At 62.3% G+C, this 11,593-nt stretch carries 6 protein-coding genes and 1 tRNA gene; 5 read left to right on the forward strand and 2 right to left on the reverse strand.

What is annotated here, in order from left to right; genetic code table 11:
- Positions 1–20: 20 nt before the first annotated feature.
- Positions 21–1,829, forward strand: coding sequence for a glycoside hydrolase family 35 protein (locus IRI77_RS03260; protein WP_194450654.1), 1,809 nt, complete (start codon positions 21–23; stop codon positions 1,827–1,829).
- Positions 1,830–1,936: 107 nt separating this feature from the next.
- Here IRI77_RS03260 and IRI77_RS03265 read toward each other — a convergent pair whose 3' ends face one another.
- On the reverse strand, positions 1,937–2,464 hold the full coding sequence (locus tag IRI77_RS03265) for a MerR family transcriptional regulator (RefSeq protein ID WP_194450655.1): 528 nt from the start codon (positions 2,462–2,464) through the stop codon (positions 1,937–1,939).
- Between the two features lie 110 nt (positions 2,465–2,574).
- Here IRI77_RS03265 and IRI77_RS03270 point away from each other — a divergent pair, with 110 nt between their 5' ends.
- The 4 genes from IRI77_RS03270 (at position 2,575) to IRI77_RS03285 (ending at position 10,506) form a co-directional block, all read left to right on the forward strand.
- Positions 2,575–5,829, forward strand: coding sequence for a S41 family peptidase (locus tag IRI77_RS03270; protein WP_194450656.1), 3,255 nt, complete (start codon positions 2,575–2,577; stop codon positions 5,827–5,829).
- A 75-nt stretch (positions 5,830–5,904) separates the two neighbouring features.
- Positions 5,905–9,114 (forward strand): DEAD/DEAH box helicase, encoded by a 3,210-nt coding sequence (locus tag IRI77_RS03275; protein WP_194450657.1) that lies wholly within the window; start codon positions 5,905–5,907, stop codon positions 9,112–9,114.
- Positions 9,115–9,163: 49 nt separating this feature from the next.
- A tRNA-Gln gene (locus IRI77_RS03280) sits at positions 9,164–9,237 on the forward strand.
- A 138-nt stretch (positions 9,238–9,375) separates the two neighbouring features.
- A complete protein-coding gene (locus IRI77_RS03285; RefSeq protein WP_194450658.1) occupies positions 9,376–10,506 on the forward strand; it encodes an alpha/beta hydrolase in 1,131 nt (376 codons plus the stop codon).
- Between the two features lie 167 nt (positions 10,507–10,673).
- Here the strand turns inward: IRI77_RS03285 and IRI77_RS03290 are convergent, their stop codons facing one another.
- Entirely contained in the window at positions 10,674–11,570 is an 897-nt protein-coding gene (locus tag IRI77_RS03290) for an RluA family pseudouridine synthase (RefSeq protein ID WP_194450659.1), read from the reverse strand.
- Positions 11,571–11,593: the final 23 nt, after the last annotated feature.

The raw sequence follows: 11,593 nt of genomic DNA on the forward strand, positions 1-11,593 counted from the left end.
GGGGCGGTAGGCTGGATAGCATGAACCGGCGAGATGCTTTGGGTGTTCTGGCTGCCGCGGCGGCACGGCCATTGATGGGTGCTCCGGCACGACCAACATTTGGGGTCGAAGGCGACCGTTTCGTTCTGAACGGCAAGCCGTGGGTGATCCGGTCCGGCGAGATGCACTATGCGCGCGTGCCCCGAGAGTACTGGCGCGACCGCATGCGGAAGATGCGCGCCATGGGGCTGAACACCCTCTGCATGTACTCCTTCTGGAACCTGCACGAGCCCCGCCCGGGCGAGTTCGATTTTACCGGCAATCTGGACATCGCGGCGTTCATCCGCACGGCGCAGGAGGAAGGGCTGTGGGTGATTGTGCGCCCGGGTCCCTATAGCTGTGCTGAGTGGGAGTTCGGCGGCTACCCTTCGTGGCTCTTCAAGGATCCGGACATCAAGGTGCGCACGACCGATCCGCGCTTCCTGGAGCCGGCCGGCCGGTATCTGAAGCGGCTGGTGAAGGAAGTGGCCCCCCTGCAGATCACGCGCGGTGGACCGGTGATCCTGGCACAGGTGGAGAACGAGTACGGCTCGTTCGGAAAAGACAAAGAGTACCTGAACGCGATCCGGAAGATGCTGGTGGACGGCGGCCTGGAGATCACCCTTTACACCTCGGACGGCTCTCTGGATTACATGCTGAGCGGCGGGACCCTACCGGACCTGCTGTCGGTCGTGAACTTCGGCGGAGACCCGCGCGAGGAGTTTGCGAACTTCGCCAAGTTCCGCAAAGGCGTGCCGCTGATGTGCGGCGAATATTGGGTGGGCTGGTTCGATCACTGGGGTGAACAGCATCACACGGGGGACAACAAGGTTCACCTGGATGGCCTGAACTGGATGCTGGAGCGGAACATTTCGTTCAACCTCTACATGGTGCACGGTGGGACTTCATTCGGTCCCATGGCCGGTGCGAACTTCGACAAGGTCTATCAGCCGGATATCACGAGCTACGACTACGATTCACCCATCGATGAGGCGGGGCGCCCGGCGAAGAAGTTCGCGGCCTACCGCGCGGTGATCGAGAAACACCTGCTGCCGGGCGAAGTAATTCCGGAGCTGCCGGCGCCGCTGCCGATGATTGAGATCCCGCGATTTGAGCTGAAGGAGTCGGCGCCGCTGCTCCCGGAGATGCAGCCGGTACTGACGGCAGATAAACCCCAGACGTTCGAGTCGATCGGTCTGGACTATGGGTTCGTTCTCTATGAGACGCCCATCACCGCCGCAGGTGCCGGCAAGCTGCGTGTGGAAGGACTGCACGATTATGCAGTCGTGATGCAGGGCACTCGGGTTCTCGGGCGGTTGGACCGCCGTCTGGAGCAGGACTCGCTGGCGGTGGAATTGCACGCAGGGGAACCGTTGCGAATCCTGGTGGAGAACATGGGCCGCATCAACTTCGGCCTGAAGCTGATGGAGGATCGCAAGGGCATCCTGGGTGCGGTCACCCTCAATGGCGAGGAGCTGCATGGCTGGAGCATGAGTCCTTACCAGATCGGGAAGCTGCGGAAGCTGGCGTTTGCCAAACGAGCCGAGGCGGCTCCTGCGTTCTGGCGCGGGACGTTCGCGCTGGCCGCCGCGGCCGATACCTACCTCGACACACAGGGCTGGGGCAAGGGCTACGTCTGGGTGAACAGCCATTGCCTGGGCCGGCGCTGGAAAATCGGGCCGCAGCAGACGTTGTATTGCCCCAAACAGTTCCTGAAGCGCGGCGTGAACGAGGTGGTGGTGCTCGACCTGGAAGACGGAGGCGCGAGGACCCTGGCCGGCGTCAAGGATCCTGTCTGGGCGAATACCTGAGTCCGCTCAGGCCGGACAGGGCTGGTCTCCGTACTCCTTCTGCAGGCGGTCGAGCAGTGCTTTGAGCTCGACGGCCGCCTTCAGGAAATTGCGGCGCAGCATGGCTGCTATTTTATGGCTTCGCGCGACCAGTTGCGGATGGAGGCGATCTCGTCTTCCGGAATACACAGAAATTCGAGGAAACGCTGGTGGTAGTCCGGGTCCATTCGTTCGAAGTCCTGGTGCCAGCGGTGCAGGTCGGTGTCGGTGAAGCCGGAAGCGCGCAGCAGTTTGGTCCAAGTCTCGCGGTTCATGATATTGACGCGTTCCAGCAGGCGGCGGTTCTGCAGCAGGCCGACAATGATGCGCTGGCGATTGCGCAGCGATTCGATCTCGGTGGCAAGGTGCTGGAGTTGGCGCTCCAGCGAGGCGGAGAGGTCCTTGCGGGGCTTGTCGATGACTTTGCGAATCTCTGAGAGCGGCAGCCCAGTCTGGCGGTAAAGGCAGATCTGGGCCAGGCGCTGCTCGTCGCCGGCCGTGTACCGGCGGTAGCCGTTCAACTGGCGGCCGGTCGGGGTGAGCAGGCCAATCCGGTCGTAATACAGCAGGGTGGATCGGGACAGCCCGTGCCTGCGGCCGAGTTCCGTAATATTCATGACTCCAGGTCACCTCACGACCCCATTGTGAAGTGTGAAGCTGTAGTCGGGTCAAGCCCTTCTGGAGTTTACAGGGGCAATCACCCTCCGCATGCTAGGATTCGAGGTGTATGAGGCAGATTTGTCTTCTTCTCCTGACCGCTTCGTTAGCCTTTGGCCAGACCAAGCTATTGCGGTTTCCTGACATTCATGGCGACAGAGTCGCGTTTACTTATGCCGGTGATATCTGGACGGCGTCTGCCTCCGGCGGCACGGCGACTCGGTTGACGGCCCATCCCGGGATGGAGCTATTTGCCAAGTTCTCTCCGGACGGGAAATGGATCGCTTTCACGGGGCAGTATGACGGCGACGAGCAGGTCTACGTGATGCCCTCGACGGGTGGGGTGCCGAAGCAGTTGACCTACTATCCGGCGCGCGGACCCCTACCCGCCCGCTGGGGCTATGACAATCAGGTCTATGGTTGGACCCCGGACGGGAAGTCGATCCTCTTCCGGTCAGTACGCGATTCCTGGGCGGTGGCGGATTCCAGGTTGTACACCGTGCCGGCGGCCGGTGGTCCAGCCAAGGCGCTGCCGATGCCGAAATCAGGCCCGGGCGTCATGTCGCCCGATGGGCAGAAAGTTCTGTATTCTCCCTTGTTCCGCGATTTCCGCACCTGGAAACGCTATCAGGGCGGCTGGCAACAGGATCTCTACATCTACGACCTGAAGACCAACGACGTAGAGGCAATCGCCAATTCGCCGCGGACCGAACGTGAGCCGATGTGGATCGGTTCCAAGGTCTACTTCTCTTCTGACCGTACGGGCACCTTCAACATTTACGAATACGATCCGGGTTCCAAAAAGGTGAAGGAACTGACGAACTCCACCAAGTGGGACGCGCGCTGGGCCAGCGCCGATCGCCAGGGCCGCATTGTCTACGAGTTGAACGGCGAACTCCAGGTGCTGGAAGCGAAGAACGGGCAGTCGAAGAAGATTTCCATCGATGTTCCGACGGACGGAGTCGCCTCGCGGCCTTCGACCGTGAATGTCGGCGGGCAGGTGGAGGGTTGGGACCTCAGCCCCAAAGGCGAGCGCGCGCTGTTTGTGGCGCATGGAGATATCTTTACCGCCCCCATTGAGAAGGGCGTGGTCCGCAACCTCACGCACAGCTCGAATGCGCACGACAAAGCGGCGGAATGGTCTCCGGACGGCCGGCGGATTGTCTACATCAGCGACCGCACGGGGGAGGAAGAGCTATGGGTGATCAACCAGGATGGTTCCGGTCAACCGGAGCAACTCACGACGGGTGGACGCGCGATGCGCTACCGGCCCACGTGGTCGCCGGACGCGAAGAAGATTGCCTTCAGTGACAAGGATGGGAAGTTGTTCGTCCTGACCTTGTCGGACAAGTCCGTAATTGAAGTTGCGCGCGACCGGCGCGGCTCCATGCAAGAGTACGTCTGGTCGCCGGATAGCGCCTATATCGCTTACAGCCTGGACGATACGAACGGGTTCCGCTCGATCTGGATCTGGAGCGCCGGCGAGAACAAAGCGCATCAGGTGACAGGTGAGATGTTTAACGAGTACTCCCCCGCGTGGGATCCGGAAGGCAATTACCTCTGGTATTTGAGCGATCGTGAGTACGCGCCCATCATCAGCGCCTCCGAGTTCAACTACGCAACGGCGCGCAACACCCTGATCTACGGCTTGGCCCTGCGGAAGGATGTGAAGAACCCCTTTGCGCCGGAAGACGACTCGGTGCAGCTCCAGGACGACAAGAAGGCAGACGAGAAGAAGGCTGACGACAAGAAGCCGGAAGAGAAGAAGCCCATTCGCATCGACTTCGATGGCATCAGCGCCCGGGTGGTGCGTGTGCCCGTGCCGGCGGCCAATTACGGATCATTAACCGCAGTTAAGGGCCACCTGGTCTATGAAAAGGCGGGGAACCCTTACTATGGCCGGGAAAGCGAGACGCCGCCGTCCATCCAGATCTTCGCGCTGAAGGAACGCAAGGAATCGAGCCTGGTCGAGGGCGCCGGCGGCTACGCGACGTCGGCTGACGGATCGAAGATGCTGGTACGGCAGGGCGGCGGTTTCTCCCTGTACGATGTGAACCCCAAGGGCCGCGACTCCAAGAAAGCCGTGTCGACAGCGGATCTGAAGCTCGAGCGGATCCCGTCGCAGGAGTGGGCCCAGATCTTCAACGAGGTCTGGCGGCGCTACCGCGACTTCTTCTATGCGAAGAACATGAACGGCTACGACTGGGAGGCGCTCCGCCAACAGTACGCACCGATGCTGGAGTATGTCGGCCACCGTTCCGATCTGAACTACATCATCGGAGAGATGATCGCGGAGTTGAACTCGGGCCACGCCTACATCGACGGCGGGACCTGGGACCGGCCGGAGCGTCCGCGTGTGGCGCTGCCTGGCGCCCGCTTCGAGTTGGAGGAAGCATCCGGACGCTACAAGCTCGCCCGGATCTTCGCCGGCCAGAACGAGGAAGCGGTCTACCGGTCGCCTCTGACCGAGGTCGGAGTGGACGTGAAGGCCGGCGACTACGTGCTGGCGGTGGACGGCGAGGAACTGAAGGCCAACGAAGATCCTTACCGGTTGCTGCGGGGCAAGGCCGGGAAGGCGGTCCGGTTCACGGTGAACAGCAAGCCCGAGATGAATGGTTCAAGGGAGATCACGTTCCAGCCTTTGGATAGCGAGACGGACCTGATCTACCTGGAGATGATCGAAGCCAATCGGGCCAGGGTGGACAAGGCCACGAACGGGCGGGTGGGCTACCTTCACGTCCCCAATATGGGCGCCGAGGGCATCCGCGAGTTCATCAAGTGGTACTACGGCCAGACGCGCAAGGACGGGTTGGTGATCGACGACCGCGGCAATGGCGGAGGCAATGTCTCCCGCATGCTGATTGAGCGGCTGAGGCGCCAGATGCTGGCGACCGGATTCTCGCGCAATTCGGATGAGCCCACCACCTACCCGGACGGAGTGATGATTGGCCCCATGGTGTGTCTGTTAAACGAGACATCCGCCTCGGACGGCGATATCTTCCCGGCCATGTTCCGTGAGGCGAAACTGGGTCCACTGATCGGGAAGCGCAGTTGGGGCGGCGTGGTTGGCATCACCAATCACGGGAATCTGGTCGACGGCGGCGTCGTGAACGTGCCGGAGTTCGGATTCGCCAATACGAAGGGTGAATGGATCATTGAAGGGGTTGGCGTGGAGCCGGATATCACGGTGGAAAATGACCCGAAATCCGTGATAGCAGGGCATGATCCGCAGTTGGAGCGGGCCATCGACGAGGTGATGAAGCGGATCCAGCAGGGGGGCAAAAAGCTGCCCAGCCGGCCTCCGGACCCCGTGAAGACGAAGTAGATCGAAAACTCATTTTCGTTCCCTTCAGCATTGGAGAGGGGGAGACCGCTAAAATGAAAGATTACCTCCTCTTCAATGACGATCTCTTCTAAACTCGCCTATCAGTTTGACCGGCGAGTTCAATTCCGAGGCCAGGATCTCTTCGCGGGTGGTGCGGTGACTGTCCGCCAGGCCAGTCCGCGGCATCTGATCGCGGATGTCCAGGGTTCGCGGCCGTATCGAGTGACCCTGCGTTACGACCTGAACCGGTTGTACGTGGAGTGTAACTGCCCTTATTTCATCGATGAAGGGCCTTGCAAGCACGTTTGGGCCGCGGTGATGGCGGCCGATGATCGCGGATCGCTGGCTGAGGCGGCGGAAGCGCGTTCACTCCAATTGCGGGATGATCCTCCGCAATCGGTTCCGGGCACCACGCCGCCGTTCGCCCCTCCGGCTCCGCAACTGCCCCTATGGAGCGAGCAGTTGGGCTCCATCGAGAGGCAGTTTCAAGGTCGGCGCGTGGACGGCCCGGAACTGCCGGTGGACTTTGAGATTCAATACGTTGTGGAGAGTTCGGCCTCGCAATCGGCTGGCGCGATCGTGCTGGATATCTACTTCCGCAGCAGGAAGAAGAACGGCGAGTGGACGACGCTGAAGGACTTCCGCATCAGCGCGCAGCAGGTGGCCTCGCTACCGGATCCGGTGGATGTGGAAGTGCTGGCGTCACTGATGGGGGCGCAGGAGACGTACATGATGTACGCTCCGGCGCTGGGTTCGCAGCGGCGGCGTGCCTTGCCGGCCGCACTGGCGCAGCGCCTGGTTCCGCTGATGGCGGGCACCGGACGCCTGTTGGTGCGTGGCGTGGGGGCGGTGGGGGATCTGTCTCCGGCGGTCTGGGATGACGGCGCCCCGTGGCAGTTCTGGCTGGAGATCCGGCAGGACGACCACGATCAATGGGGCATCGAAGGCTCCCTGCGGCGCGGCGACGAGCGCATGGAATTGGAAGAGCCCACCCTGATGTCCGGCGCGGGGTTCCTGTTCGCGCAAGGCCGGGTAGCCCGCCTGGAGCAGCCGGAATCGCACCCCTGGATGTCGCAACTGCGTGAATTCAAACGGATTCCGTTCCCTGACCGGGAGCGGGACACGGTGATGGAGCGGCTGCTGGCGAGTCCCGTACTGCCGCATCTGGATCTGGATGAGGCGCTTCGGTTCGAGGAACGCAGCGGTTCGCCACGGGTCGGCTTGCGGATCTCCCAGAAGCGCGAAATGTGGGGTGAGGAGTACTTCCAGTCGCGGCTGATCTTTGAGTACGGTTTCGGCTGGAAAGAGGAAGCTTCGGCCGGCCGCGGCTTCTGGCTGCCTGAGGAGCGGGTGTTTTTCCTGCGGGATCAAGGCCTGGAAGAAGAAGCCCGGGGCATGCTGCGCAGCCTGGGCCTGCGGCCGCCCAGCGACGGCCGGGGCGCCTGGCGCCTGGCGACGAAGGCAATGCCCAAGGTGGTGCGCGAACTGGTGCAGGCGTCGTGGCACGTGGAAGCGGAAGGTAAGGCATTCCGGAGAGCGGGCGAGGTCCGTGTGGATGTCCGGTCGGGCATTGATTGGTTCGAACTGCACGGGTCGGTCGACTATGGCGATACGACGGTGCAACTGCCGGCGCTGCTGGCGGCGCTGCGGCGCGGCGATGGAATGATCCAGCTCGGCGACGGGACGTTCGGCCTGCTGCCGGAGAAGTGGCTGCAACAGTTCGGGCCGTTGGCCGGGCTGGGGCAGAAGCAGGAAGACCACCTGCGGTTCCGGATGAATCAGGCGATGTTGCTGGATGCGCTGCTGGCGGCGCAGCCGGCGGTCCAGTTCGACCAGCAGTTCCAGGGCATCCGGGAACGCATGACCAGCTTCCGGGGTGTTGACCCGATGGAGCAACCGGCCGGGTTCGTCGGGCAGTTAAGGGACTACCAGCGGGTGGGGCTCGGGTGGATGGCGTTCCTGCGGGATTACGGGTTTGGCGGGTGCCTGGCAGACGACATGGGTGTCGGCAAAACGCCACAGGTCCTGGCTGCGCTGGAGCAGAGGCGGGCCGAAGGACATGGACCGTCGATGGTGGTGGCGCCGCGGTCAGTGATCTTCAACTGGCGGCAGGAAGCGGCCCGGTTTACTCCCCAGCTGCGGGTGTTGGAGTACAGCGGATTGGCCCGCGACGCGGCGGAGATCCTGGAATACGATCTGGTCCTGACTACCTATGGGACCGTCCTGCGGGATGCACCCCGTTTGGCGGAGATCGAGTTCGACTATCTGGTGCTGGATGAAGCGCAGGCGATCAAGAACGCGTCCACGGCGTCGGCCAAGGCCGTCCGGCTGCTGCGCGGCCGGCACCGGTTGGCGCTGAGCGGTACGCCGGTTGAGAATCACCTGGGCGAATTGTGGAGCCTGTTTGAGTTCCTGAATCCCGGCATGCTCGGCGAGGCGAAGGTGCTGCAGATGGCCGGCGGCCTGGCGCGCAATCCGAGTGACGAAGCCCGGCGGCTGCTGTCGCAGGCGCTGCGTCCCTTCATCCTGCGCAGGACGAAGAAGCAGGTGGCCCGCGAGTTGCCGGACAAGACGGAGCAGACCGTCTACTGCGAGTTGGAACCGGCGCAGCGGCGGCAATATGAAGAGTTGCGGGCGCACTACCGCGAGTCTCTCCTGCAGAGGGTGACTGCGCGCGGACTGGGGCGCTCGAAGATGCACGTCCTGGAGGCTTTGCTGCGGCTGAGGCAGGCGGCTTGCCATCCCGGTTTGCTGGATCCGCGCAGGTCGAATGAGCCGAGCGCGAAGATCGATCTATTGATCGATCAGCTTGAGGAGCTGCGCGATGAAGGTCACAAGGCGCTGGTGTTCTCGCAGTTCACCAGCCTGCTGGCGATCGTCCGGGCGCGTTTGGACAAGCTGGGGATCCGCTATGAGTACCTGGATGGAGCGACGCGCGACCGGCAGGCGCGGGTCGAGAACTTCCAGAATGATCCGGAATGCGGGTTGTTCCTGATCAGCCTGAAGGCCGGCGGACTGGGGCTGAATCTGACCGCGGCCGAGTATGTGTTTTTGCTGGATCCGTGGTGGAATCCGGCGGTGGAGGCCCAGGCCGTGGATCGCGCGCACCGCATCGGCCAAACGCGCCAGGTGTTCGCTTACCGCCTGATTGCGAAGGGCACGGTGGAGGAGAAGGTGCTCGAGTTGCAGAAGAGCAAACGCGACCTGGCCGATGCGATCCTGAGCGAGGACAACAGCTTACTCAAGAACCTGACGCGTGAGGACTTGGAGTTGCTGCTCAGCTAGCCGAGATAGGCTAAACTAACAGTAGTGGCGGTAGTCACTGCCACCCTGCTCCCCGATCGTCTAATGGTAGGACAGCGGCCTTTGGAGCCGTGAATCGTGGTTCGAATCCATGTCGGGGAGCCAACTCATCACTTCTTCATGCCATAGAAGCTCTTCATAACGAGCGTCAATGCTTCGGGCACTCGGTTTTGGGATAGGCGCCCTAATTCTCTGAGCCCATGGATGCGCGCGTGGCTGACGGAAAGCTATGCTCGGATGTAAATGAAACTGAGGCTCACGCTGGTACTCGCAGGTCTCGTCTCTTCCTTGATCCCTGCCCTTGCCGCCGATCCTGCCCAAAAACAGTCCATCGCGCAGCGCGAATTCTTCTACATCGGCGGGCGATACCGCGGGGCAGGCGCCGGCGAGGTGATGACGGGCCAGATGTATGTCGAGGTCCTGCGCCCGGTAAAGATAAGGCGCAGGTACCCGCTGGTCTTGATTCACGGTGCAGGGCAGACGGCTACTAACTGGATGGGTACGCCGGATGGCCGCGCGGGGTGGGCCGATTACTTCCTCTCCGAGGGCTATGTGGTCTACATGGTGGATCAACCTGCCCGCGGACGTTCGGCTTGGCATTCGTCGACCAACCCCATGCTTACGGCCATGTCTCCCGCAATGGTCGCGCAGCGATTCACCGCGCCTGAGGTCAACGGTAATTGGCCGCAGGCGAAGAAACATACGCAGTGGCCGGGCTCCGGTCCGGGCAAGGGCCAAAAGGGCGATCCGATCTTCGACGCCTTTTACGCGACTCAGGTCGAATATGTCGCCAGCAACGCCGAGACCGAGCCCATGATGCAGGCTGCCAGCACAGCTCTCCTGGATCGAATCGGGCCCGCTGTCATTCTGACGCATTCGCAGGCGGGACTGTTCGGCTGGCCGCTGGCGGATGCCAGACCAAAGCTGGTGAAAGGGATCGTGGCAGTGGAACCATCGGGACCGCCCTTTGAAGACGTTTTGACGGGAGTGGACGGGAAAGCTCGTGCCTGGGGGTTGACGGATTTTCCTCTTACGTATGATCCACCGGCGACTGGGGCCAGCGACCTGAAAGTCGTGCGTGATGCGGGGCCGGACGGCCCTGGGCTCGCGACTTGCTGGAAACAGGCCGATCCGCCGCGCCAGTTGCCGAATCTGAAGGACATTCCGGTGCTGATCGTGACGTCCGAGGCTTCCTACCACGCCGCTTACGATCACTGCACCGCAAGATATCTAAGCCAAGCAGGGGTGAGGAATACCCATCTGCGTTTGACGGATGTCGGAATTCGCGGCAACGGGCACATGATGATGTTGGAAAAGAACAGCGCCGAAATCGCCGCGAAACTTCACCAGTGGATCGCAGCGAATGTGAAATGAGGTTAGCGTTTGGATCCCGCCGTCGCAAATGCTCGAATCTTCCGTAAGGCGGCCCCGACCTCCGGTGGAGGGCAGACCACCAGAGTTCGAAACGCGTCCACGGCCGGGCTTGGGCGTCGTTCGGCTTCCTGGGAAGATGGGCTCGCGACTGGACTCCGGCCGTGCACCTACTGATCCAATGAGAACCCGGACGGCAGGGCTGCCTCCAGATTGATTGGTTCTCCGCTGATGGGGTGGCGGAGGTTCAGATACTGGGCGTGCAGGAAGTAGCCTCCGTCGCCGGGGAGGCCGGGGAGGTTCTCCAGCGGCTGGCCGGTGGGACCGTACAGGGGATCACCCACCAGGGGATGGCCGATGGAGGCCAGATGGATCCTGATTTGATGGGGACGGCCCGAGTACAGGGTGACCTCAAACATCGTGGCGCTGGCGGTGCGGGCGATCACCTTGGCCAATGACTTTGACGGTTTGCCTCCTGGGTTGGCCGCCCACACGGAACCGATGCGCGGATGCGGCACGAGGCCGATGGGCGTGAGGATTTCGTAGACGTCCTGCTGTGCGGCGTTTTGAGCCAGCGCCCGGTAGATCTTCTGAACCCTGGATGTGTTCCAGTTTGCATTGAGATATGCGGCTGCTTGCGGCGTCTTTGCGAAGAGGACAATGCCGCTGGTGGCTCGGCCTAACCGGTGGACCGGGTTGGCGGTAGGGCTTTGCTTCTGCACCAGGCGCAGCAGGGTGTTTTCCATGAAGCCGCCGCCGGGCAGGGTAGGCAGCCCGCTGGGCTTGTTGACGGCCAACAGGTAGGGGTCTTCCCACAGGACTTCGAAGTGGCAGGGGGCGTCCGGTTCGATCCAGGGTGGACGATTCCAGACCAGGGTTTGGCCCGCCGCGAGCGATTCGCTGCCGAGGGCCGTGACTCCGTTGAGGGTGACTTCGCCGTTGTTCAGCCTCTGCTGCCAGGCTTGCGCAGTGGAGTGGGGGTAGAGGCTGGCCAGGTGCAGGAGCAGCATTTGCCCATGGTGTTTGCTGCCGATGATTGTGGTGCACGGATAGCCCTGGTTGAGCATCTAATTCGAGTGTAAGGGATGGC

Source organism: Paludibaculum fermentans, from assembly GCF_015277775.1.
GTDB lineage: Bacteria > Acidobacteriota > Terriglobia > Bryobacterales > Bryobacteraceae > Paludibaculum > Paludibaculum fermentans.